The 23,180-nt window shown below is 66.7% G+C and carries 18 protein-coding genes; 12 read left to right on the plus strand and 6 right to left on the minus strand.

Annotation, left to right across the window (positions count from 1 at the left end; all coding sequences use genetic code 11):
- Positions 1 to 51: 51 nt before the first annotated feature.
- Positions 52 to 219 carry a PSPA7_2676 family Cys-rich small protein gene (locus O6P39_RS27355; RefSeq protein ID WP_331319751.1) on the minus strand — a complete coding sequence of 56 codons (168 nt, stop codon included), beginning with the start codon at positions 217 to 219 and terminating at the stop codon, positions 52 to 54.
- A gap of 368 nt (positions 220 to 587) precedes the next feature.
- On the opposite strand from O6P39_RS27355, the gene O6P39_RS11870 reads away from it, so the two are divergent.
- The 5 genes from O6P39_RS11870 (at position 588) to O6P39_RS11890 (ending at position 7,624) form a co-directional block, all read left to right on the plus strand.
- Positions 588 to 1,982 carry a diguanylate cyclase gene (locus O6P39_RS11870; RefSeq protein ID WP_275611516.1) on the plus strand — a complete coding sequence of 465 codons (1,395 nt, stop codon included), beginning with the start codon at positions 588 to 590 and terminating at the stop codon, positions 1,980 to 1,982.
- A gap of 3 nt (positions 1,983 to 1,985) precedes the next feature.
- Positions 1,986 to 3,314, plus strand: a complete 1,329-nt coding sequence (locus O6P39_RS11875) for a glycosyltransferase (protein WP_275611517.1) — start codon at positions 1,986 to 1,988, stop codon at positions 3,312 to 3,314.
- A 4-nt stretch (positions 3,315 to 3,318) separates the two neighbouring features.
- Complete coding sequence (locus O6P39_RS11880) at positions 3,319 to 5,412, plus strand: TolC family protein (protein WP_275611518.1); 2,094 nt, start codon at positions 3,319 to 3,321, stop codon at positions 5,410 to 5,412.
- Positions 5,413 to 5,419: 7 nt separating this feature from the next.
- Entirely contained in the window at positions 5,420 to 6,460 is a 1,041-nt protein-coding gene (locus O6P39_RS11885; RefSeq protein WP_275611519.1) for an HlyD family efflux transporter periplasmic adaptor subunit, read from the plus strand.
- Positions 6,461 to 6,817: 357 nt separating this feature from the next.
- On the plus strand, positions 6,818 to 7,624 hold the full coding sequence (locus O6P39_RS11890; RefSeq protein ID WP_275611520.1) for an SDR family oxidoreductase: 807 nt from the start codon (positions 6,818 to 6,820) through the stop codon (positions 7,622 to 7,624).
- 166 nt (positions 7,625 to 7,790) lie between these two features.
- On the opposite strand, the gene O6P39_RS11895 is transcribed toward O6P39_RS11890, so the two are convergent.
- From O6P39_RS11895 to pbpG, 4 genes are all read right to left on the minus strand, one after another.
- Complete coding sequence (locus O6P39_RS11895) at positions 7,791 to 8,357, minus strand: TetR/AcrR family transcriptional regulator (RefSeq protein ID WP_275611521.1); 567 nt, start codon at positions 8,355 to 8,357, stop codon at positions 7,791 to 7,793.
- Between the two features lie 251 nt (positions 8,358 to 8,608).
- Positions 8,609 to 9,742, minus strand: a complete 1,134-nt coding sequence (locus O6P39_RS11900) for a thiolase family protein (RefSeq protein WP_275611522.1) — start codon at positions 9,740 to 9,742, stop codon at positions 8,609 to 8,611.
- A 27-nt stretch (positions 9,743 to 9,769) separates the two neighbouring features.
- A complete protein-coding gene (locus O6P39_RS11905; RefSeq protein ID WP_275611523.1) occupies positions 9,770 to 10,303 on the minus strand; it encodes a PaaI family thioesterase in 534 nt (177 codons plus the stop codon).
- Positions 10,304 to 10,462: 159 nt separating this feature from the next.
- Positions 10,463 to 11,395: a D-alanyl-D-alanine endopeptidase gene (gene pbpG, locus O6P39_RS11910; protein ID WP_275611524.1), complete on the minus strand. Its 933-nt coding sequence runs from the start codon at positions 11,393 to 11,395 to the stop codon at positions 10,463 to 10,465.
- A 512-nt stretch (positions 11,396 to 11,907) separates the two neighbouring features.
- On the opposite strand from pbpG, the gene O6P39_RS11915 reads away from it, so the two are divergent.
- The 7 genes from O6P39_RS11915 (at position 11,908) to O6P39_RS11945 (ending at position 21,978) form a co-directional block, all read left to right on the plus strand.
- A complete protein-coding gene (locus O6P39_RS11915) occupies positions 11,908 to 13,587 on the plus strand; it encodes an AMP-binding protein (RefSeq protein WP_275611525.1) in 1,680 nt (559 codons plus the stop codon).
- A 39-nt stretch (positions 13,588 to 13,626) separates the two neighbouring features.
- On the plus strand, positions 13,627 to 14,643 hold the full coding sequence (locus tag O6P39_RS11920) for an AraC family transcriptional regulator (RefSeq protein WP_275611526.1): 1,017 nt from the start codon (positions 13,627 to 13,629) through the stop codon (positions 14,641 to 14,643).
- An 81-nt stretch (positions 14,644 to 14,724) separates the two neighbouring features.
- A complete protein-coding gene (locus O6P39_RS11925) occupies positions 14,725 to 16,872 on the plus strand; it encodes a methyl-accepting chemotaxis protein (RefSeq protein WP_275611527.1) in 2,148 nt (715 codons plus the stop codon).
- 305 nt (positions 16,873 to 17,177) lie between these two features.
- The gene (locus O6P39_RS11930) at positions 17,178 to 18,842 is read left to right on the plus strand and encodes an acyl-CoA synthetase (RefSeq protein WP_275611528.1); all 1,665 of its coding nucleotides are present in this window, start codon (positions 17,178 to 17,180) and stop codon (positions 18,840 to 18,842) included.
- Positions 18,843 to 18,860: 18 nt separating this feature from the next.
- Complete coding sequence (locus tag O6P39_RS11935) at positions 18,861 to 19,631, plus strand: 3-hydroxyacyl-CoA dehydrogenase (RefSeq protein ID WP_275611529.1); 771 nt, start codon at positions 18,861 to 18,863, stop codon at positions 19,629 to 19,631.
- A 13-nt stretch (positions 19,632 to 19,644) separates the two neighbouring features.
- On the plus strand, positions 19,645 to 20,829 hold the full coding sequence (locus O6P39_RS11940) for an acetyl-CoA C-acyltransferase (protein WP_275611530.1): 1,185 nt from the start codon (positions 19,645 to 19,647) through the stop codon (positions 20,827 to 20,829).
- Positions 20,830 to 20,850: 21 nt separating this feature from the next.
- Positions 20,851 to 21,978, plus strand: coding sequence for an acyl-CoA dehydrogenase family protein (locus O6P39_RS11945; protein ID WP_275611531.1), 1,128 nt, complete (start codon positions 20,851 to 20,853; stop codon positions 21,976 to 21,978).
- Positions 21,979 to 22,240: 262 nt separating this feature from the next.
- Here the strand turns inward: O6P39_RS11945 and O6P39_RS11950 are convergent, their stop codons facing one another.
- Positions 22,241 to 23,173, minus strand: a complete 933-nt coding sequence (locus O6P39_RS11950; RefSeq protein ID WP_275611532.1) for a LysR family transcriptional regulator — start codon at positions 23,171 to 23,173, stop codon at positions 22,241 to 22,243.
- Positions 23,174 to 23,180: the final 7 nt, after the last annotated feature.

A 23,180-nucleotide genomic window follows, 5' to 3' on the forward strand; every position in this document is an offset into this window, starting at 1 on the left:
CGCAAGGCCCCGGGCAGTTTCCTCTGGAATATCAGCCCTCCGGCTGAAGCGTCAGATTTCTGGCTCTGGGCTCAGGCTTTTTGTCTCCAGTCTTTCCAGCGCCAGGTACCTCTGGGCTCCGCAGCGCGCACAGCGTTGGCACAGCATCGGCACGTGGCCTACGTCGGTCGGACTCCCTTCGTCCCAATGGCATCCCAGGAAAAAGCAGCGCAATCGCATATGTCCTCCTCCGGGTATTCCCGGTTTGTAGACAGATAGAAAGGGCGGTGATGCTGCTGGCTTGTTCTTGTGTGCAGGCGGCTAGCAGCCTCCCGCCAGCCGTCTAGAATGGACAATCTAAAGTGCCGGACGGCGTTGGGCGCCGGCTGTTCCTGCGCCATTGCGCGCAGTGAGGGGGACGGTGCAGTGCCCGGACCTCGCGGTGTCGAGCGGCACCGTTCCGGGTTCGCAGGAATTGTGTTCGTGATCGTCAATGTTTTGGCGAAGTATTGATATGTGACAATTGTTGCGACAAATTAACGCCGCGATCCTGATGCTTTTTTGCTATGATTGACTCCCAGGTTAAGGACAGCTTGCAGAGACTTTCCATGAATACCGCGTCACCCCTGGCCGCCATTGTTGGCAGCACGTCTTCCCGCTATCGCGACAGTGAACTGGATCATTTCGCTGATCTGGCCAGCCTGCAGTCGGCATCGACCTACGATGTGCTGCTCCTCGACCTTCCCGGCGCCCAGGCGGGGCAGATGCTGCGTAGCCTGCGCCAGGACCCGCGTTATCGTTTCGCCCTGATCTATTGCTGCCAGGATCTTGACCCCTGGTGCGAAGCGCTGGGCGATGGCGCACCGCCGGCCGAGATTGGCGCCATCACGCCGCTCTGGCGCCTGTGGCGCGAGCGTTTCAGCCTGTTCAACCAGGGACAGGCGCCGGCGCGCTTCGAGGAGCGCGTGCTGGCCTGGCTCTGGCTGCGTTCGCGCGGCGACGTGCATGCCGTGCGCGATACCGCCGTGCCCCAGCATTACCGTTATCCGATTCTCGAGGCCCTGGGCGACAGCGAGGAAGTCCATCCGTTTTCCTGGCTGCAACTGATGGGGCAGCAGGGCTGGCTGGAAGAGGGCGAGCTGTTGGACCGCCTGCGCCTGTGCACCGCCTGTGGCTCGGGGCGCCTGAACTACGTGGACGTCTGTCCGGAGTGCCAGGCCCTGGACATCGGTCGCCAGCCGTCGCTGCACTGCTTCACCTGCGGACACGTCGGGCCTCAGGAGCACTTCCTCAAGGACGGCCTGCTGATGTGCCCGAACTGCCTGACGCGCCTGCGCCATATCGGCAGTGATTACGACCGCCCGCTGGAGAACTACCGCTGCCGCAGTTGCCAGGCGTTCTTCGTCGACGCCGCCGTGCAGGCGCGCTGCCTGGATTGCGGGCAGACCCATGATCCGGACAAGTTGCGGGTGCGCGAGGTGCGCCACTTCCGCATTGCCGAGGCCGGGCGCCTGCGCTGCCGCGAGGGCTTCGCCGCCACCTCGGCGAACATGGAGCGCTTCGGCAGCCTCAGCCTGTTGCCGCGCCAGGTGTTCCTGGACCTGCTTACCTGGCAGCTGCAACTGACCACCCGCCATCGCACTCCGCCGTTCTCCCTGCTCGGCCTGCGCTTCGTCAACCTGCTGGAAACCCTCGCCGAACTCGGCGAGATGCGTGGCCACGCCCTGGTGGACGGACTGGTGGAGCGCCTGCAGGAAGCCGTGCGCGAGACGGATCGCTGCTCGCGCATGAGCGAAGAAGTGCTCTGGGTGCTCATGCCCCACACCGACGCCGCCGGGGTGGAAGTGGTGCGTCAGCGCCTGGCCAAGGGCGCCGAGCGCCTGACGCAGGAGAAGGCGACGCGCATCGAGGTCCGCCTCGTGGCCTTCACCGCGCCGGACGATCAGCTGGAGCAGGAAGACGCCGCCTTGCTGCTGGCCCGGCTGGGGGGAGATCTGGGCTGAAGCATGGAAGCCTTCGTCGAACAATGGCTGCTGCTGCTCGGGGAGTTCGCCCGCACTGACGGGTTCTTCCAGGCTGCGTTCATGCTGCTGCCGGCCTTCCTGCTGCTGGAAGTGCCGCTCAACCTGATGGTGCTGATCGGCGTGCTGCGCTGGTTCATGCGCAAGCCGTTCGAGCTGCCCAAGGACAACGGCTATCGCCCGCGGGTGTCCTGCATCATCACCTGCTACAGCGAAGGTCTGGATGTGCAGAAGACCCTGCTGAGCCTGTGCGAGCAGACCTATCCGGGCTACATCGAAATGATCCCGGTGGTCGATGGCGCGGCGGTCAACAAACCGACCATGCAGGCGGTGCGGGACTTCCGCGTCGACCCGACGCTGCATCCGCGGCGCCTGCTGCGGCCCATTGCCAAATGGCAGCGTGGTGGCCGGGTCTCCTCGCTCAACGCCGGCCTCGCCCATTGCACGGGCGAAATCATCATGGCGCTGGACGGCGACACTTCGTTCGACAACGACATGGTCAGCCGCATGGTCCGCCATTTCGCCGACCCGGACGTGCCGGCGGTGGCGGGCAGCCTGCGGGTGCGCAACGCCTGGGCATCGCTCACCACGGCGATGCAGGCGCTGGAGTACCAGCTGTCGATCCACATGGCGAAGATCGGCCTGAGTGAATGGAACCTGGTGAACAACGTGTCCGGGGCCTTCGGCGCGTTCCGCCGCAGCTTCCTCGACAAGATCGGCGGCTGGGACACCCACACCGCCGAAGACCTGGACATCACCCTGCGGATCAAGAACTACTTCGGCCGCAGGCCCCTGCGCATCCCCTTCGAGCCCGGCGCCATCGGGCATACCGATGCGCCCGTGAAGTTCCTGCAGTTCCTCCAGCAGCGCCTGCGCTGGGATGGCGACCTGTACTTCCTCTACATCCGCAAGCATCGCCACAGCTTCAACCCGCGCCTGCTGGGCTGGCCCAATTTCCTGATGACGCTGATCACCGGCTTTTTCTTCCAGCTGGTGCTGCCGTTCATCATCTTCGGCTACTGCGTGATCGGCCCCCTGGTCGTGCCGCTGCCGCGTTTCCTCGCCCTGGCGTCGCTGATCTACCTGGTCTACCTGGGCATGACCCTGCTGCTGTACCTGGCGATGCTGGTGCTGGTGTCCGAGCGTCCGCGCCAGGACCTGAAACTGTTCCCGGTGGTTTTCGTTTTCCCCCTGTTCATGCTGGTCATGCGTCTGTGGAGCGCGGTGGCCATGCTCAACGAGGCACTGCGCCGCGGCCATGAAGAAACCAGCATGGCGCCCTGGTGGGTGCTGCGTAAGGCAAAGAGGTTCTGATTCGATGATGCGTTCCCTGCTCCTTGGCTCCCTGCTGCTGGCTAGCGGCCTGTCCCAGGCCGATGTGCTGCCGCTGTCTCGGGTGCTCGACAGCGTCGATGACAGTGCCGTGCTGCAAGCCAACGCCGCCGACCTGCGGGCCCTGGACGCGCTCAAGGAGCAGCGTGAGGCCGAAGCCGGCTGGCAGTGGTTCGGTTCGGGCAGCGCGGGTCACTATCGCGAGCTGGTGACCGAGGACGAGATCGATACCTACTACGGACGGAACATGGCGCTCGGCTTGCGCCACCCCCTGCTGGGCAGCTTGCGGCGCCAGGTGCAGGCGGTCTCCGCCGTCGAACTGGAACAGCAGCGGCAGCAGTCCCGCCGCCTGCTGCACAAGGCCGAACAGCGGCTGGCGCTGCGCAGCGCCTACGCCGACTGGTGGCGCGCGGAAGAGGAGAGCCGCTGGTGTCAGGCATTGCTGCCCGACGCGGCCAGCGCCCGCGAGCGTCTGGCCCTGCGCGAGCGTCAGGGCTGGCTGTTGCCGTCCCAGGCGAGACTGCTGGACGGCCGCTGGCAAGCCTTGCAGCGGCGTTGTGAGTCGAGCGCCCGGCTGATGGACGATACTCGTGAAAGCCTGGCCGAACTCTCCGGCCTGGACATCACCGCCAGCCAGCAGGCCCGTGCGGAAGCGCTGGCGGCGCAGGTGCAACCCCTGACCCGTTGGCGCCAGGCGCTGGAAGGCCATCCGCGCCTGCAGGAGCGCCGGGATGAGCTGCGCCTGGCCGAGCAGAACCGCAAGTCACCCTGGTACGACAGCATCGATTCCAGCTTCAGCGTCGCGCAGAGCTACGAGAACCGCAGCGGGGCCACCAGCTCCGGTAATGGCCTGGTCGCCAGTCTCAACTTCTCCGCACCGTTCGACCTGATGTCCTACGGCCAGGCCCGTGGGCGGGAAGGGGAGGCGCGCCACCAGGCGGCCCTGGCCAGGCTGAATGCCGAGCGCCAGCAGTTGCTGCAGGACCTGGGCAAGACCCTGCAGGGCCAGCGGCAGGCCGTGGAAAACCTGGAGCGCGAACGCGAGCAGCTCGCCGTGTCGTCGGTGGCCCTGCGCGAGCAGCGCCTGCGTGCGGATCGTTCGGCCGAAGGCTCGCTGGCCGAGGTGCAGGCGGTGGAGCTGGAGCGCTACGACAACGGCCTGCGCCTGATTGCCGCGTGGCATGCCGCCTGGTTGCGCGAAGCCGCCTTGCGCATGTTCGTCGACGATGACCAGGCGCTGAGCCCGTTGCTCGGCGTACAGAACCTGAGCTGGCAGCCGCCGGCAGGCGCCCAGGCCAACGCCCCGGCCAAGGCCAGCCCGGCCCGTGAGTCGGCCTGGAACCAGGGCGTCTACCTGTGGAAGAGCCAGGTCCTGTTGCAGCCCGAGACCCGGCGCGCCGAACTGAATGCCTTGCGCAGCGCCGGCATGCAGCGCCTGTATGTGGGGCTCGATGCCCGCCAGGTGGCGGACATGCCGACCCTGCGCAAGCAGCTCCAGGGCACCCTGGCCGACGCCCGCGCCCAGGGCATGCAGGTCGTGCTGCTGTTGGGCGATCCGGCCTGGCTGTCGGCCAGCGGACGCAAGGACCTGCTGGCCCTATTGGGTCAACTGCGCGAGGTGCGCTTCGACGCCGTGCATCTGGATCTTGAGGTCGAGCAGCTCGGCTGGCCGGTACCCGACAGCCGCCTGCGGGACTGGCTGGATACACTCGGCGCGGTCGCCCGGCTCGACTACTGGCCGCTGGAACTGTCCAGTCATCCGCGCTGGTTCGCCGAGCCCGCCAGTGGCACCTGCGTGCCCTGCGCCTTGCCGCAGCGCGGCGTGCGCCAGGTGAGCCTGATGATTTATACCCGCAACCCCGAACGCAGCGCGGAACTTGCGCAGTCCATCGCCCGCCGTTGGCCGGAGCTGCGTTTCCGTCTGGCGCAGAGTGTTGAGCCGCAATTGCCGGCCGAGGAATCCTGGGCCGGAGCGTCGAGCACCCAGCTGCGGCAGCAGGTGGAGCGCTGGCGTACGCGTCTGCAGTCGGCCGGAGTCTCCGGCATTGACTGGCAGGACTGGTCCCATTACCCGCATTGAGCATCCCATGAAGATTCGATTCTCCAGCCCCAAGGAACAACAGCCCACTCAGGAGCAGGGCCTCAAGGTGCTCTACGCGCCGGGCAAGCGCATGGCGTTCAAGCTGCGCTGGTATCTGATCCTGCTGGTGGTGACCAGTCCCCTGCTGTTCCTGGTGGGGCGCGAAATGCTCGGCCTCTGGCTGATCGAGGCGCCCGCGCAACTGCACCTGCCGTCCAGTGAACTGCGCGCCCGTGAGGCGGGGCAGGTGGCGCAGGTGCTGGTGCGGCCCGGCGACAAGGTCGAGGTCGGCCAGTTGCTTATGCGGATGGACAATCCCGAGTGGCGCGCGCGCCTGGCGCTGCTGGCCGATCCGTCGAAGGCGGCGCCCACGACGACCGGCCGGAAGACCCTCAGCGAACGCGAGCGCGAGCCTCTGGTGCGCCTGCTGAACAGCGCGGAAAGCCGCCTGCAGCAACTGCGTGGCCTGCTCGCCGCCGGCGCGGCGACCCGGGGCGAGGTGCAACTGGCCCAGGATGAACGCGACCGTCGCCAGCGCGATCTGGTGGAGTTCGACCGGCGCGAGGCGCAGCCGGGGGACGACACCCTGGATCGCCAGCGTCGGCTGGAAAGCGACTGGCTGCAGTCGCGCCTGCAAGGGCTCGAACTGAAAGCCAACGACTCCGGCGTGATCAGCGAAGTCCTGGTAGGCGAGGGCGAGAACGTCGGCCCTGGCACCCTGCTGATGCGTCTGCAGCGCCTGGGCGATGCCGAAATCTGGATCTACCTCGATCCGCGCTATGCCGCCTACGCCTCGCCCGGCCAGCCGTTCCGGATTCGCCTGCCGGACGGAAAATGGCTGCCGGCGGAAGTGGTGCGCATGGTGGAAGATGCGGCCCCGGTGCCGGTGGAACTGCGCGAGGCCTTCAGCGCGCCGAACCGCAACCTGCGCCTGCTGGCTCGGGTCAAGGGCGAGTGGCCGGCGTTCTGGCGCGTAGACCGCCTGGGCCTGAAGGCGCGCTTCCCGCACAGCTGGAATTGGCTCAACCGCTGGGCTGTCCAGGAATAACACCTGCCGGGCGTCTGCCTCGATGACGCCCTCCGATCCTCTCGCCGCGCGGGGCCGGCAACACCGGCTCCTTGTTGAGCGGGCGCAGGGGCCGGGCTGAACAGCGCAAGCCATTACGCTGCTCGAACCGCACGGCCTGCTTCAAACCCTCGCTTCTCCACGCCCCGAAGATCGGCTTCGGGGTGCGCTTTCCCTTGTTCTCCTTACCCTTGGCGCATGGGTGTTGACAGATAATATTATATGCATAATATTAATCGTCAGATGACGGCTGTAATCCTATGCCGGACATTCCAGACGGCCCTCGGGCCCTGATCAGCCTTGCATGCGGGGGCGCGTCGCCCCCACTGGAGAAGAACCATGAATGCCAAATCCGAACTGGGCCGCGCACTGATCACCGGTGCTTCCTCCGGCATCGGCGCCACCTACGCCCAGCGCCTCGCCGCCCAGGGTTACGACCTGCTGCTGGTGGCCCGCGACCAGCAACGCCTCGACGCCCTGGCCGCACGCCTGGGCGAGCAGCATGGCGTCTCGGTGCAGGTGCTGAAGGCCGACCTGACCCGCAAGGAAGATCGCGCCAGCGTGGAGGCCCGCTTGCGTGAGGACGAGAGCATCAGCCTGCTGCTGAACAACGCCGGCGTCGCGATCAACGGCACCCTGCTGGAGACCGACCTGGACCGCCTGGAAAGCATGATCGAACTGAACGTCACCGCCACCGCGCGCCTGGCCGGCGCCGCCGCCAAGGCCTTCGCCGGGCGTGGGCGCGGCACCATCATCAACGTCGCCTCGGTACTGGCCCTGGCGCCGGAGCTGTTCAACGGCAGCTACAGCGCCACCAAGGCCTTCGTGCTCAACCTGACCCTGTCCATGCAGCAGGAGCTCGCGCCGTTGGGTCTGCGCATCCAGGCCGTGCTGCCCGGAGCTACCCGCACCGAGATCTGGGACCGCGCCGGTACCGACATCTCCGCGCTGCCGGCGGAAATGCTGATGGACGTGAACCACATGGTGGACGCCGCCCTGGCAGGCCTGGCTCAGGGCGAGGTGGTGACCCTGCCGGCGCTGCCGGATGCCGGCGAGTTCGACGCCTTCACCGCCGCACGGCTGAAGATGGCACCGAACCTGTCCCGCAGCGTCCCGGCGCAGCGCTATGGCGTAGCGGTCGACTGAATGATTCGTTGAGTGGCGAAAAGCTTGCCCCGGCCTCGCGCCGGGGCTTTTTTATGCGCGCGGGGTGCTCTTCGTGGGAGCGAGGGGGACGCCCAGTTCTTGCTCGCGAACCTGTCAGCCCGCTGCGGGTTTGTTCGCGAGCAAGCTCGCTCCTACAGTCACCGGCTCACTCCGCTGCGCCAATCTCGCGCTTGAGGTGCCGGCGGGTGCTTTCCAGGATGCGGTCGGACAGTTCCGGGTCGGCCACGCTACGCGACAGCACCAGTGCGCCGATCAGGGTGGCGAGGAGGGCGACACTCTCATCCTCGGCATGTTCGCTGGGCAGCGCCTGCTCGATGGCATCGATGCGTGCCTGGACGATGGCATCGGTGGTGGCGCTGGCGTGGCCACGGGCGCCCAGCTCGGCGGACATGGTCGGCAGTGGGCAGCCCTTGCCCGGCGTATTGCGGTGCCCGGGAGACAGGTACTGGTCGATGAACCCTGGCAGCGGGTCTTTCTTCTCGAACTGCTGGTCGACGATCGGGCGCAACTGCGCGGCGGCCTGCTGCAGCGCGATCTCCACCAGCTCGTCCTTGGACTTGAAGTGTGCGTAGAAACCGCCGTGGGTCAGGCCCAGCGCCTTCATCAGCGTCTGCAGGCCGGTGGCGTCGACGCCTTCGCTGCGGAAACGCTGCGCCGCCTCGTTGATGATGCGCTCGCGGGTCTGGGCCTTGTGGTCTTCGGAGTAACGCATGACCGGTCTCCTGCGGATCATGGAATGCTGGGTGACATTCTAACGCAGGGTGGGCGAGGGGAGGTGATTCAGGGCAGGAACGAGGGACGACTGTAGGAGCGAGGGGGACGCCTAGTCCTTGCTCGCGAACGAACCCTCGCAGCGGAGTCTGGTTCGCGAGCAAGCTCGCTCCTACAAGTCAGGCGGACATCGGAATCACCCGTAGGAGCGGGCCATGCCTGCGATCGCGTACAGGGTGCGCTCCTTCAGGTTCAGCGCACGGCTTCCAGCAGTGTCGCCACGCCTTGCCCACCCCCAATGCACTGGGTCGCAACGGCATACCGCCCACCGCTTTGCTTCAGCAGCGCCGCCGCCTTGCCGGTGATCCGCGCGCCGGTGGCGCCCAGTGGATGCCCGATGGCCATGGCGCCGCCGTGCAGGTTGACCCGATCGATATCCAGTTCCAACCCGCGCAGGCAGGCCAGGGCCTGGCTGGCGAAGGCTTCGTTGATTTCCACCAGGTCGATATCGGCCATGCGCAGGCCGGCGCGATCGAGCAGTTTGCGGGTGGCGTAGAGCGGGCCCATGCCCATGATTTCCGGCGGGCAACCGACCACGGAAACCGCCTTGATCCGCGCCAGGATGTCCAGCCCATGTTCACGGGCGAATGCCTCGCTGCACACCAGCACGGCCGCCGCACCGTCGGTGAGCGGCGAGGCGGTGCCCGCAGTGACGCTGCCGCCGAATGCCGGCTTGAGTTGGGCCAGGGCTTCGCGGCTGGTGCCGGGGCGGATGCAGCCGTCTTCGCCGGCCACGCCGTTGGGCGTGTCGATCCGTACGATCTCCGCGGCCAGCAACCCTTGCTCACGGGCGCGCGCGGCCTTGGCATGGGAGTCCACGGCCATGGCTTCCTGATCGTCGCGGGAGATGCCAAAGCGTTCGGCGACGATCTCGGCGGTCTGCCCCATGGGCATGTAGGCCTGGGGGAATTCCTCCAGCAGGCGCGGGTTGGGCGAGATGTTGAAACCGCCCATGGGCACGCGGGTCATGGACTCCACGCCCGCGCAGATGAACGCGTCACCGGCGCCCAATTGGATCTGCCCGGCGGCGAAGTGGATCGCGGTCATGGACGAGCCGCAGAAGCGGTTCACCGTGGCACCGGCCACCGTCTCCGGCAGGCCGGCGAGGAAGCCGGTGATGCGCGCCAGGTTCATGCCCTGTTCGGCCTCGGGGTAGGCGCAGCCCATGATCAGGTCCTCGATCAGCCGGGCGTCCAGACCGCTGCGCGCAACCAGTCCCTTCACCGTCTGCGCAGCGAGATCATCCGGGCGCACGTCGATCAGCGCGCCCTTCCTGGCGAAGTGGAAGGGGGAGCGGGCATAACCCGCGATGACGACGGAAGTCATGGTCGGTCTCCTGCAACGAATGGCCTGTCAGCGCCCGAGGATCAGGCAGGTGGTGGAACCGGTGGCGTAGAGGCGGCCATCCACGTCGTAGAGGCGGCCTTCGGCCAGGGCGGTGGAGCGGCCGAGATGGATCAGCGTGCCTTCGGCGCGGATCGGCCCGGTGTCGCGGGTCAGCGCGCGGATGTAGCTGATGCGCAGGTCGGTGGTGGTGTAGCCCAGTCCGGGTTCCAGCTGGGTGTGCACCGCGCAGCCCATGGCCGAGTCGAGCAGGGTGGCGGCATAACCACCGTGCACGGTGCCCAGCGGGTTGTAATGGCGCAGGTCCGGGGTGCCCTGGAAGATGAAGCGGCCGGGCGACCATTCCATGGGGACGAAACCAATCAGCTCGTTGATCGGCGGCGAGGGTAATTCACCGTTGCCGATGCCTTCGAAGAAGGCCAGCGGGCTCATGCTGCGCAATGCCTGCAGCCCGATCACGCCGGGGGCGGCGAGGCGCTGGCGCATCTCGGCGGCGGCCGCCTCCCAGACGGCGATCTTCTGTTCTCGGCTCATGTCATTCATTGCGGGACTCCAGCAGCTTATTTAAATATTACGATCGTCATACTAACATTGAATGATAAGCGACATGTAAGTGATGGAAGCGCCATCCCATAGGGCGAAAGCGACAGGGACGAGGGGGGGGCAAGGCGGCTGGCGGAGCGGACTCCGCCAGCCAGGGGATTACTCGGTGGTGGCGGTGACGCTGGTTGCGCGGGCCTGGTTGCGCTGGGCCTTGTACTGCAGGGCGACGGCGGGCACCGGCGAGGCCTTGCCGGTTTCCACCCAGCGGCGGATGCGGCCGGCATCGGCCACGTGGGTGCGCTTGCCGAAGGCATCCAGCAAGGCCAGGGCGACCGGGCGGCCGTTCATCATGGTGACCATGACCAGGCAGTGGCCGGCGTCGTTGGTGAAGCCGGTCTTGGTCAGGCGGATGTCCCACTTGCCGTTGCGCACCAGCGGGTTGGTGTTGAAGAAGCTCAGCGAGTAACCGGGCTTGCTGAAGCGCGCGTCGCTGGTCGCCGTGGTGCTCATCTGGCGGATCTGCGGGTAGGTGTAGGCGGCCTTGGCCAGGCGGATCAGGTCCTGGGCGTTGGAGGTGTTATGGATCGAGAGGCCGGTGGGCTCCACGTAGTGGGTGTGGTTCATCCCCAGGGACTTGGCCTTGGCGTTCATCGCCGCGACGAAGGCCTTGGAGCCGCCCGGATAGCTGTGCGCGAGGCTGGCGGCGGCACGGTTCTCGGAGGACATCAGCGCCAGCAGCAGCATCTTCTCGCGGCTGATCTGGCTGCCCAGGTGCACGCGGGAGAACACGCCCTTCATCTCGGCGGTCTCGGAGATGTCGACGGTGACCATCTCGTTCATCGGCAGCTTGGCGTCCAGCGTCACCATCGCGGTCATCAGCTTGGTCACCGAGGCGATGGGCACGACCAGGTTGGGGTTGCTGGAGTAGATGACCTTGTCGGTCTGCAGGTCCACCACCAGCGCGCTGCCGGAGGCCAGGACCAGTTGATTGGGTTGTGTCGCCTTGGGAGGCGTGGCGGCGAGGGAGTTCGATGTGCAGACAACAGCGGCGCAGGCAAACAGCAGGCTCAGTATCGAACGACGACTAGTCATGAATGTGATTCGCAGGCGTGAGTGGGAAACTCTCTACATCCATGTAGGTAATTTCGCCGGATTTTAATTCATGCCCCGATCCTGCGCACCTGGCGGCGTGAGGAACCTGCTGTATCACTTTGCGACGGCTTGAGACAGCGTGTTCGACGGTCGGCCAGGTGCGCGGATAGTCGGTGGCAGCGCGGGGCGGGCGGCTTTCCAGCTGTTGCGAAATGCAACCGGCACAGGATAGGCCCCGGTAGTTGAAAAACGTGTCAAACCCTCGTCAGCTATGGGTTTTCCATCTGATGGCACGCTTTGTGACTGGCTATCCTCCGATGTACGGATTGCCTGTACGGCATCGATGACGGTGCTCCGGGGTTGCGTTTACCTTTACGTTAACGTAAACATGCTTCGCAGCCCGCGACCAGTCGGTCAGACCGGTCGGCCACCTGCAAGCAAGCCCGGCTGCAGTCGCCGCCGTGGTCGAACGTTCAGCGTTGATCCCAGAACAAGCACAACAAGGGAAAGCCATGAACCACCTGAGTTACACCCGCGGCCGCCAGGACAAGCCCCTGCTGGCCATGACCGTCGGCGCTGCCTTTGATGCCACGGTCGAGCGATTCCCGCAGCGCGAGGCCCTGGTCGTGCGCCACCAGGACCTGCGCTACACCTGGGCCGAGCTGGCCGAGGTGGTCGATGGCATTGCCCGTGCCTTCCTCGCCCTGGGCCTGCGCCCCGGCGATCGCCTGGGGATCTGGGCGCCCAACTGCGCGCAGTGGTGCGTGACCCAGTTCGCCAGCGCCAAGGTCGGCGCCGTGCTGGTCAACATCAACCCGGCCTACCGTAGCAACGAGCTGGAGTACGCGCTCAAGCAGTCCGGCTGCCGCTGGCTGGTATGCGCCGATGCGTTCAAGACCTCCGATTACCACGGCATGCTCACCGGCCTGCTGCCAGAACTGGGGCAAGGCCGTCCGGGCGAGCTGTCCAGCGAGCGCCTGCCGGAGCTGCGCGGGGTGATCAGCCTGTCCGACAGCGCGCCCGCCGGCTTCCTGCGCTGGAGCCAGCTGGCGCCGCTGGGTGCCGCGATTTCCGCCGCCGAACTCGCCGAGCGCCAGGCGCTGCTGCAGTTCGACGAGCCGATCAACATCCAGTACACCTCCGGCACCACCGGCTTCCCCAAGGGCGCCACGCTCAGCCACTACAACATCCTCAACAACGGCCTGATGGTCGGCGACAGCCTCGGTCTCACCGAGCACGACCGCCTGGTGATCCCGGTGCCGCTGTACCACTGCTTTGGCATGGTGATGGGTAACCTCGGTTGCCTGACCCACGGCTCCACCATGATCTACCCCGCGCCCAGCTTCGAGCCCGAGGCGACCCTGGCAGCGGTGGCAGAAGAGAAGGCCACCGCACTGTACGGCGTGCCGACCATGTTCATCGCCGAGCTGGACCACCCCAATCGCCGCGACTTCGACCTCTCCAGCCTGCGCACCGGCATCATGGCCGGCGCCACCTGCCCGATCGAAGTGATGCGCCGGGTGATCGACGAGATGAACATGGCCGAGGTGCAGATTGCCTACGGCATGACCGAGACCAGCCCGGTGTCGCTGCAGACCGGCCCGGAGGACGACCTGGAAACTCGCGTCACCACCGTTGGCCGCACCCAGCCGCACCTGGAAAGCAAGATCATCGACGCCGATGGCCGCATCGTCCCGCGCGGCACCATCGGCGAGCTGTGCACCCGTGGCTACAGTGTGATGCTCGGCTACTGGAACAACCCGCAGGCGACGGCCGAAGCCATCAGCCCGGCGCGCTGGATGCTCACCGGCGACCTGGCGGAGATGGACGACGCCGGCAACGTGCGCATCGTCGGTCGCAGCAAGGACATGATCATCCGTGGCGGGGAGAACATCTATCCGCGTGAGATCGAGGAGTTCCTCTACACCCACCACGCCGTGGCCGACGCCCAGGTGATCGGCATCCCCGACGAGAAATACGGCGAGGAGCTGGTGGCCTGGGTCAAGTTCCACCCCGGCCACAGCGTCGAGGAGGACGAGCTGCGCGCCTTCTGCAAGGCCGCCATCGCCCACTTCAAGGTGCCGCGCTACTTCCGCTTCTGCGACGACTTCCCGATGACGGTGACCGGCAAGATCCAGAAGTTCCGCATGCGCGAGATCAGCATCGAAGAGGTACGCAGCAAGCGTGGCTGATCGATCGATGCACCCTCACGCCCATGTCCGCGAGGCGGCATGGGCGTAGAAAAGGGCACCATCTCCATCCGCCTGGTGAGCGAGGCGCTGGCGGAGTTTCGTCGCCATGGCGGGGACGAGCGACCGCTGCTGGTCGCCGCCGGCATTCCCGCCGAGCTGTTCGACAAACCCTACGCGCGGGTTTCCAGCCAGGCCTACGCGCGGCTCTGGCGGCGACTGGCGCGGGCGATGGACGACGAGTTCTTCGGCATGAATGCCCGGCGGATGAAGTCGGGCAGCTTCAATTTCATGGCGGCCGCGGCGATCCGCGAGCCCACCCTGGAAGCGGCGCTGAACGCCGCGCTGCGCTTCATGGGCCTGATCTTCGACGATTTCACCCCGCAACTGAGCCGCCAGGACGGCTTCGCCGCGATCATCCTCGACGAACCGGACGGCCCCGCGCCGCGCGCCTTCTGCTACTTCACCCTGTGGCTGATGCTGCACGGGCTGGCTTGCTGGTTGGTGGGGCGGCGCATCCCGATCCTCGCCATCGAACTGCGCTGCCCGCAGCCGGACTATCTCTCGGACTACCGCGTGATGTTCACCGAGAACCTGCGCTTCGCCCGTCGCCAGTCGCGCCTGCTGTTCAACGCCGAGGCGCTGGACCTGCCGGTGCGCCGCGACGAGCGCGAGCTGCGCCGTTTCCTGAGCGGCGCGCCGGCCAACATCCTGGTGCGCTACCGCGACCCGCAGAGCCTTGCCGCGCGCACCAAGGCCTACCTGCGCAGCCTGAAGTTCGAACGCTGGCCGGACCTCGACGCCCTCGCCGGGCATTTCTACATGGCGCCCTCGACCCTGCGTCGCAAGCTGGCAGCAGAAGGGCAGTCCTACCAGGCGCTCAAGGACCAGCTGCGTCGCGATCTCGCCATCGCCCGGCTGGACAGCGGCGACGGCAACTTCGCCGATCTTGCCGAGGAATTGGGCTTCGCCGATACCAGCGCCTTCTACAAGGCCTTCCGCAAATGGACCGGCTCGACGCCGGGGCAGTACCGCGCGCTGATGCGCCAGGAGCCTTGAAATTCAAAGGGCCGGCTCAAGTAGCCGCCTTTCAAGCCGATAGAACGTCACAGAACCGCTCTTGCCCAAGGACGCCACTCCATGCCCCTGTCCCGCCTTTCGATCCAGTGGAAAATCACGCTGCTGACCGGCCTGTGCCTGCTCTGCATCGTCAGCCTGCTGGTCGGCTTCTCGTTGCTGCGGATGAATCATGACGCCCAACTGATCAAGGCGGCCAACGCCGACATGCTCAAGGACGCGGCCAAGTCGCGGATGCAGGCTCGCAGTGAGCAGCAGGCGGAGATCATCCAGCGCTTCTTCTCCGATGTGTACCACTTCGGCAACCAGTTCTCCCGCCAGGTCAGCCAGTTGCGCGAGCAGTCCGCCAAGCTGGGCGCGGACGCGCTGAGCGTGCGCAAGGACCTCAACCTGCTGGTGCGCGATGGCCTGAAGAGCAACCCGGACCTGCTCAGCCTCTACGTCGTCTTCGAGCCCGACGCGCTGGACGGCCAGGACGCCGCGTTCCACGACCAGGCCGACGCCGGCAGCAACGAGAAGGGCCGCTTCGGCGCCTACTGGGCGCAGAAGGCCTCCGGTGAAATGACCGGTCTCGCCGTGACCGAGGAGATGATCGCCGACATCACGCCGATGCTCGATGGCAGCCCGTTCAACACCTGGCAGCAATGCCCGCTGCAGACCCGCAAGGCCTGCGTGCTCAACCCGTATTTCGACAGCGCCTCGGGCACCAAGGTGCTGATGACCACCGTCACCTTCCCGCTGCTCGACCAGGGCAAGGTCATCGCCGTGATCGGTATCGACATCAGCCTCAGCCGCCTGCAACAACTGGCCGTCGACGGCGACCGGCAGCTGTACGACGGTGCCGGCAGCGTCAGCATCGTCAGCCCGGCCGGCCTGCTCTCCGGCTACAGCAGCGACGAAGCGCTGCTCGGCCAGCCGCTGGAAAAAGCCATTCCCAGCCAGGCGGCCGAGCTGCTTTCCCTGCAGGCCAGCGGCCGCCCGCAAGTGCTGGAGAAGGATGGCCAACTGCGCGTGGTCCAGCCCCTGTTGCCGATCCCGGATGCCGCCAAGCCCTGGGCCGTGGTGCTCGATGTACCGCAGGACGTGCTGCTGGCGCCGGCGCTGGAACTGCAGAAACAGCTGGATGAACGCAACGCCAGCGGCGCGCTGTGGCAGACCCTGTTCGGCCTGATCGCCGCCGTGGTCGGCCTGCTGCTGGTGTGGCTCACCGCCCGTGGGGTGACCCGGCCGATCCTCAAGGTCGCCGCCATGCTGCGCAACATCGCCAGCGGCGAAGGCGACCTGACCAAGCGCCTGGACTACACCGGCAAGGACGAACTGGGCGAGCTGGCCGGCTGGTTCAACCGCTTCCTCGACAAGCTGCAGCCGATCATCCGTGACGTGAAATCCTCGGTACACGACGCCCGCGCCACCGCCGACCAGTCCTCGGAAATCGCCAGCCAGACCAGCGCCGGCATGCAGCAGCAATTCCGCGAAGTCGATCAGGTCGCCACCGCTTCCCAGGAGATGAGCGCCACCGCCCACGACGTCGCCAACAGTGCCGCCATGGCCGCCGACGCAGCCCGTGGCGCCGACGGTGCGACCCGCGATGGCTTGAGCGTCATCGACAACACCACCCGCCTGATCGACGAGCTGGCCAGCGACATGAGCAGCGCCATGAACCAGGTGGAAGGCCTCGCCGCCAGCAGCGAGCAGATCGGCTCGGTGCTGGAGGTGATCCGTGGCATTGCCGAGCAGACCAACCTGCTGGCCCTCAACGCAGCCATCGAAGCGGCTCGTGCCGGTGAGGCAGGACGCGGTTTCGCGGTGGTCGCCGACGAGGTGCGCAACCTGGCCCGGCGCACCCAGGACTCGGTGGAGGAAATCCGCCAGGTCATCGAAGGCCTGCAGAACGGCACCCGCGACGTGGTCGGTGCGATGAGCAACAGCCATCGCCAGGCGCAGGACAGCGTGAGTCAGGTCGAGCAGGCCGTGGCTGCGCTCAAGCGCATCGGCGAGGCGGTGAGCGTGATCACCGACATGAACCTGCAGATCGCCAGCGCCGCCGAGGAACAGAGCGCGGTGGCCGAGGAGATCAACCGCAACGTGGCGGGCATTCGTGACGTCACCGAGTCGCTGTCCAGCCAGGCGCAGGAATCGGCGCAGGTGAGCCAGTCGCTGAACAAGCTGGCGAACCATCAGCAGGGGCTGATGGATCAGTTCAGGGTTTGATGCTTGCTGTTGGTGCTCGGGCTTTTCCCTCTCCCCAGCCCTCTCCCTGAAGGGAGAGGGAGCCATTCGGCGTGATGCGACGTGCATAGTCCGCCGGCAAGCGCAGTGCTATCAGAGCGCTCCGAGCAGTTCCCTCTCCCTTCAGGGAGAGGGTTAGGGAGAGGGTAGCCCGCGTACGGAACGCCCCAGTAGCACAACCGCTGTCCAATCCGCTCATCCAGATTGGCGGCTTTCGACATTGCCCGCGCAACTCTGCGGCGGGAACATCAAGGGACTCCACACAAGAACAACCCAGGAGTTCCGCGATGCGTTCCCATACCGCTGCCACGGCCGAGTTCGACTACCGCGCCACCGCCGACGCCACCCTGGCCGGCAACCTCGATGCCCTCAACGCCTGCGTCGAATGCTGCGACCGCCACGCCATTCCCGGCCGCGTCGCGCTGTTCTGGGAGGGCAAGGACGGCGACAGCGCCTCCTACACCTTCACCCAACTGAAAGAACTTTCCGGCCGCTTCGCCAGCTTCCTGCACAGCCTCGGCGTGCGCCCCGGCGACGTGGTCTCCGGCATGCTGCCGCGCACCCCGGAACTGCTCATCACCGTGCTTGGCACCTGGCGCCTGGGCGCGGTCTACCAGCCGCTGTTCACCGCCTTCGGCCCCAAGGCCATCGAGCACCGCGTGAAGCTGGCCGGCAGCAAGGTGGTGGTCACCGACGGCGCCAACCGCGGCAAGCTCGACGAAGTGCCGGACGCGCCCACGCAGGTCACCGTCGGCGGGTCGAAGGGGCAGGGCATCCGCCACGGCGACTACAGCTTCTGGGCCGAACTGGAACGCCACTCGCCGGACTTCGAGCCGGTACTGCGCAGCGGCGAAGACACCTTCCTGCTGATGTTCACCTCCGGCACCACCGGGCTGGCCAAGCCGCTGGCCGTGCCGCTCAAGGCCATCGTTGCCTTCGTCGGTTACATGCGTGATGCAGTGGGGCTGCGCGAGGAGGATTCCTTCTGGAACCTCGCCGATCCGGGTTGGGCCTACGGCCTCTACTACGGGGTCACCGGTCCGCTGGCCATGGGGCACCCGATCACCTTCTACGAAGGCACGTTCACGGTGGAAAGTACCTGCCGCATCGTGCGCAAGTACGGCATCACCAACCTGGCCGGCTCGCCTACCGCGTACCGCCTGCTGATCGCGGCGGGCGAGGCGGTGTCCAAACCGCTCAAGGGTCGCCTGCGCGCCGTGAGCAGTGCCGGTGAGGCGCTGACGCCGGAAGTCATCCGCTGGTTCGCCAGCGAGCTGGGCGTGACTATCCATGACCACTACGGCCAGACCGAGCTGGGCATGGTGCTGGCCAACCACCACGAACTGGAGCACCCCGTGCACCTGGGCGCCGCCGGCTATTCCATCCCCGGCCACCGTGTGGTGGTGCTGGACGAGCAGGGCAACGAGCTGCCGGTCGGTCAGCCCGGCATCCTCGCCATGGACCGCCGCCAGTCGCCGCTGATGTGGTTCGCCGGGTACCAGGGCATGGAGACCAAGGCCTTCGTCGGCGACTACTACCTGAGTGGCGATACCGTGGAGCTGAACGAGGACGGCAGCATCAGCTTCGTCGGCCGCGCCGATGACCTGATCACCACCTCCGGCTATCGCGTCGGTCCGTTCGATGTCGAGAGCGCGCTGATCGAGCACCCGGCGGTGGTCGAGGCGGCGGTGATCGGCAAGCCGGACCCGGAGCGCACCGAACTGGTCAAAGCCTTCGTGGTGCTCTGTTCGTCCTACCGGCCGAGCACGGAGCTGGCCGAGGAACTACAACAGTACGTGCGCAAGCGACTGTCGGCGCACAGCTACCCGCGGGAAGTGGAGTTCGTCGAGGAACTGCCCAAGACCCCCAGCGGCAAGATTCAGCGCTTCCTCCTGCGCAACCAGGAGATCGCCAAACAACGCGAAGCGGCCGAGAAAGCGGCGGCTCACTAAGTCCAGCGGAGAGACTTCATGCAGATTCAGAACAAGGTATTCCTGGTCACCGGCGGCGGCTCCGGTCTGGGCGCGGCCACCGCGAAGATGCTGGTGGGCGCCGGCGCCAAGGTGGTGCTGGCGGACGTCAATGCCGAAGCGGGCGCGGCCCAGGCTGCCGAACTGGGTGAGGCGAATGCGCGCTTCATCCGCACCGACGTGTGCAGCGAGGCTGACGGCAAAGCTGCCGTGCAGCTCGCCCTGGACACCTTCGGTGCGCTGCACGGCCTGGCCAACTGCGCGGGCGTGGCGCCGGCGGAGAAGGTCATCGGCCGCAACGGCGTGCACGGGCTGGAGAGCTTCACCCGCACCGTCAACATCAACCTGATCGGTACCTTCAACATGCTGCGCCTGGCCGCCGAAGCCATGGTGCAGAACGAGCCGGACGCCGGCGGCGAGCGCGGCATCATCATCAACACCGCCTCGGTAGCCGCTTTCGACGGGCAGATCGGCCAGGCCGCGTACTCCGCCTCCAAGAGCGCCGTGGTCGGCATGACCCTGCCGATTGCCCGCGAACTGGCGCGCTCGGGCATCCGCGTGATGACCATCGCCCCCGGCATCTTCGAGACCCCGATGATGGCCGCCATGCCCCAGGAAGTGCGTGACTCCCTCGGCGCCAGCGTACCGTTCCCGCCGCGCCTCGGCCGCCCGGACGAATACGCCGCGCTGGCCCGCCACATCATCGAAAACACCATGCTCAACGGCGAGGTGATCCGCCTCGACGGCGCCATCCGCATGGCCGCGAAGTAAGAGGAGAAAGCTCATGAACGATCCCATCGTCATCGTCAGCGCCGTCCGCACGCCCATGGGCGGCTTCCTCGGCGACTTCAAGGACGTGAATGCCGCCACCCTCGGCGCGGCCGCCATCCGTGCCGCCGTCGAACGCGCCCGGCTGGGCGCGGAAGAAGTGGACGACGCCGTGCTCGGCTGCGTGCTCTCCGCTGGCCAGGGCCAGGCCCCGGCACGCCAGGCGGTGCTGGGCGCGGGCCTGGCGCGCGGCACGCCGTGCTCCACGGTGAACAAGATGTGCGGCTCGGGCATGAAGGCCGCGATGATGGCCCATGACGCGCTGCTCGCCGGCAGCGCCCGCATCGCCCTGGCCGGCGGCATGGAGAGCATGTCCAACGCGCCGTACCTGCTGGAACGTGCCCGCAGCGGCTACCGCATGGGCCACGGCAAGGTGCTCGACCACATGTTCCTCGACGGCCTCGAAGACGCCTACGACAAGGGCCGCCTGATGGGCACCTTCGCCGAGGACTGCGCCGAGAAGTACGGCTTCACCCGTCAGCAGCAGGACGACTATGCCATCGCCTCGCTGACCCGCGCGCAGAAGGCCATGAGCGAAGGCCGCTTCGCCGACGAGATCGTTCCGGTTACCGTCAAGGCCGGCAAGGAAACCCGTGAAGTCAGCCAGGACGAGCAGCCGCCGAAGGCCAGGCTGGACAAGATCCCGACCCTTAAACCAGCGTTCCGCGATGGCGGCAGCGTGACCGCGGCGAACTCCAGCTCCATCTCCGACGGCGCTGCCGCGCTGGTGCTGATGCGCCTGTCCGAAGCGGAAAAGCGCGGTCTCACACCGCTGGCGGCGATCCGTGGCCATGCGTCCTTCGCCGATGCGCCGAACCTGTTCCCGACCGCTCCGGTGGGCGCGGTGAACCGCCTGCTGCAACGCACCGGCTGGGCGCTGCACGATGTCGACCTGTTCGAGGTCAACGAAGCCTTCGCCGTGGTTGCCATGGCCGCCATGCGCGAGCTGGACATCCCCCACGACAAGATCAACGTCCACGGCGGCGCCTGCGCATTGGGCCATCCGATCGGCGCGTCCGGCGCGCGGATCATCGTGACCCTGCTGTCGGCGCTCAAGCAGTACGACCTCAAGCGCGGCGTCGCCGCCGTGTGCATCGGCGGTGGCGAAGCGACGGCCATCGCGGTCGAGCGGTTGAGCTGAGGCTGATCTTAGGAGAGTTCCATGATTCCCAGTGAAGAAGACATCCAGATTCGCGACGTTGCCCGCCAGTTCGCCCAGGAGCGGTTGAAGCCTTTTGCCGCTGAGTGGGACCGCGAGCATCGCTTCCCCGCCGAAGCCCTGAAGGAAATGGCCGACCTCGGTTTCCTCGGCATGCTGGTGGCGGAGGAGTGGGGCGGCGCGCAGACCGGGCACCTGGCCTACGCCATGGCGCTGGAGGAAATCGCCGCCGGCGACGGCGCCTGCTCGACCATCATGAGCGTGCACAACTCGGTGGGCTGCATGCCCATCGCCAAGTTCGGCAACGACGAGCAGAAGCGCCAGTTCCTGGTGCCCCTGGCCCGTGGCGAGATGATCGGCGCCTTCGCCCTGACCGAGCCGCAAGCGGGCTCCGACGCGAGCTTCCTCAAGACCCGCGCGCGTCGCGACGGCGATCACTACGTGCTGAACGGCAGCAAGCAGTTCATCACCTCCGGCAGCCATGCCGGCGTGGTGATCGTCTTCGCGGTGACCGATGCGGCGGCGGGCAAGAAGGGCATCAGCGCCTTCATCGTGCCCACCGACACGCCCGGCTACCGCGTGGTGCGCGTCGAGGACAAGCTTGGCCAGCACGCTTCGGATACCTGCCAGATCGCCTTCGATGACGTGCGTATCCCGGCCAGCTACCGGCTGGGCGAGGAGGGCCAGGGCTACGCCATTGCGCTGGCCAACCTGGAAGGCGGGCGTATCGGCATCGCTTCCCAAGCCGTCGGCATGGCCCGCGCCGCGTTCGAATACGCCCGCGACTACGCCCACGAGCGTGAGACCTTCGGCAAGCCGATCATCCAGCACCAGGCCGTGGCCTTCCGCCTCAGCGACATGGCCACCGAAATCGCCGTGGCGCGGCAGATGGTCCACCACGCCGCCAGCCTGCGCGAAGCCGGCCTGCCATGCCTGACCGAAGCCTCCATGGCCAAGCTGTTCGCCTCGGAAATGGCCGAGCGCGTGTGCTCCGCCGCGATCCAGACCCTCGGCGGTTATGGCTATCTGCAGGATTATCCGGTGGAGCGCATCTACCGCGACGTGCGCGTGTGCCAGATCTACGAAGGCACCAGCGACGTGCAGCGGCTGGTGATCGCACGGAGTCTGTAAAAGGTTCGCCCGCAAACCCTGGCCTGTTCGTTGGACAGGCACTTCGGCAGGGCGGGGTTTGCGGGTGGCTTATCAGGCGGGACGGATTGCTTTTCGTAGGAGCGAGCTTGCCCGCGAACGGTGCTCGCCGGTAATTCTGCGGCTGGGCGGTTCGCGAGCAAGCTCGCTCCTACAAGGTCAGCCGCATCACGCGATCCAGTCGTGGGAAACCTAGGGTGGCGTGGAGCGAAGCGATACCCATCGATCGATATCGCCGGGACTATCACGCCCGCTCCGCCGCCTCGCGCGCTTCCCGCGCCGTCACCTGCTGGCACAACTCGATGATCTGCTCGCGCATCCAGCGGTTGGCCGGGTCCTGGTCGGTGCTTTCGTGCCAGTACAGGTGGGTTTCCAGCTTGGGCACGTCGTTCACCGGCAGGTTGACGAAGTGCAGACCGTGGTGACGGGCGAAGCGTTCGGGCACGGTCACCACCATGTCGGTCTGCTGCACCACGGTGGAAGCCATCAGGTAGTGCTGCGAGCGCAGGGCAATCTTGCGTTGCAGGCCCATCTTGCCCAGCGACAGGTCGACGTAGCCCAGGCCGCTGCGGCGGCTGGAAATCTGGATGTGGGCCACCGACAGGTATTCCTCCAGCGTCAGCTTGTCCTTGGCCAGCGGGTGGCCCTGGCGCATGGCGCAGACGTAGCGGTCCTCCATCAGCTTGACGTGGCGCACCTGCGGGTCGGTGTTCAGCGGGGCGTCCACGGCGAAGTCCAGGCGGCCGGCGGCCAGTTCCTTGGTGGTCTCGCGGCGCTTGGAGAGGAAGCTCTCGATATGCACGTTCGGCGCCTGGCGACGCAGGCGCTGGAACAGCGGCGGCAGGACGATGGCCTCGGTGAGGTCGGTCATGCTGATGCGGTAGGTCTTGTTCGCCTGGGTGGGGGTGAAGGTGCGGCTTTCCTGCACCGAGACCCGTAGCAGCTGCAACGCGTTGCGCACCGGCCCGATGATGTTCTGCGCCATGGGCGTGGGCACCATGCCCTGTGCGGTACGCACGAACAGCGGATCGTTGAAGGTTTCGCGAAGGCGGGCGAGGGCGTTGGAGACGGCGGGCTGGGTGATGCCGACGATCTGTCCGGCGCGCGTCAGGTTGGCTTCGGTGTAGATCGCGTCGAAGACAATGAACAGGTTCAGATCGACCTTGCTGAGGTTCATTCCAGGG

This window comes from Pseudomonas sp. PSE14 (assembly GCF_029203285.1).
Lineage (GTDB): Bacteria > Pseudomonadota > Gammaproteobacteria > Pseudomonadales > Pseudomonadaceae > Pseudomonas.

Excerpts from the sequence above, each read along its gene's own strand:
- O6P39_RS27355 (WP_331319751.1), bottom strand. The coding sequence starts at position 219 with ATGCGATTGCGCTGCTTTTTCCTGGGATGCCATTGGGACGAAGGGAGT.
- O6P39_RS11870 (WP_275611516.1), top strand. The coding sequence starts at position 588 with ATGAATACCGCGTCACCCCTGGCCGCCATTGTTGGCAGCACGTCTTCC.
- O6P39_RS11875 (WP_275611517.1), top strand. The coding sequence starts at position 1,986 with ATGGAAGCCTTCGTCGAACAATGGCTGCTGCTGCTCGGGGAGTTCGCC.
- O6P39_RS11880 (WP_275611518.1), top strand. The coding sequence starts at position 3,319 with ATGATGCGTTCCCTGCTCCTTGGCTCCCTGCTGCTGGCTAGCGGCCTG.
- O6P39_RS11885 (WP_275611519.1), top strand. The coding sequence starts at position 5,420 with ATGAAGATTCGATTCTCCAGCCCCAAGGAACAACAGCCCACTCAGGAG.
- O6P39_RS11890 (WP_275611520.1), top strand. The coding sequence starts at position 6,818 with ATGAATGCCAAATCCGAACTGGGCCGCGCACTGATCACCGGTGCTTCC.
- O6P39_RS11895 (WP_275611521.1), bottom strand. The coding sequence starts at position 8,357 with ATGCGTTACTCCGAAGACCACAAGGCCCAGACCCGCGAGCGCATCATC.
- O6P39_RS11900 (WP_275611522.1), bottom strand. The coding sequence starts at position 9,742 with ATGACTTCCGTCGTCATCGCGGGTTATGCCCGCTCCCCCTTCCACTTC.
- O6P39_RS11905 (WP_275611523.1), bottom strand. The coding sequence starts at position 10,303 with ATGAATGACATGAGCCGAGAACAGAAGATCGCCGTCTGGGAGGCGGCC.
- pbpG (WP_275611524.1), bottom strand. The coding sequence starts at position 11,395 with ATGACTAGTCGTCGTTCGATACTGAGCCTGCTGTTTGCCTGCGCCGCT.
- O6P39_RS11915 (WP_275611525.1), top strand. The coding sequence starts at position 11,908 with ATGAACCACCTGAGTTACACCCGCGGCCGCCAGGACAAGCCCCTGCTG.
- O6P39_RS11920 (WP_275611526.1), top strand. The coding sequence starts at position 13,627 with ATGGGCGTAGAAAAGGGCACCATCTCCATCCGCCTGGTGAGCGAGGCG.
- O6P39_RS11925 (WP_275611527.1), top strand. The coding sequence starts at position 14,725 with ATGCCCCTGTCCCGCCTTTCGATCCAGTGGAAAATCACGCTGCTGACC.
- O6P39_RS11930 (WP_275611528.1), top strand. The coding sequence starts at position 17,178 with ATGCGTTCCCATACCGCTGCCACGGCCGAGTTCGACTACCGCGCCACC.
- O6P39_RS11935 (WP_275611529.1), top strand. The coding sequence starts at position 18,861 with ATGCAGATTCAGAACAAGGTATTCCTGGTCACCGGCGGCGGCTCCGGT.
- O6P39_RS11940 (WP_275611530.1), top strand. The coding sequence starts at position 19,645 with ATGAACGATCCCATCGTCATCGTCAGCGCCGTCCGCACGCCCATGGGC.
- O6P39_RS11945 (WP_275611531.1), top strand. The coding sequence starts at position 20,851 with ATGATTCCCAGTGAAGAAGACATCCAGATTCGCGACGTTGCCCGCCAG.
- O6P39_RS11950 (WP_275611532.1), bottom strand. The coding sequence starts at position 23,173 with ATGAACCTCAGCAAGGTCGATCTGAACCTGTTCATTGTCTTCGACGCG.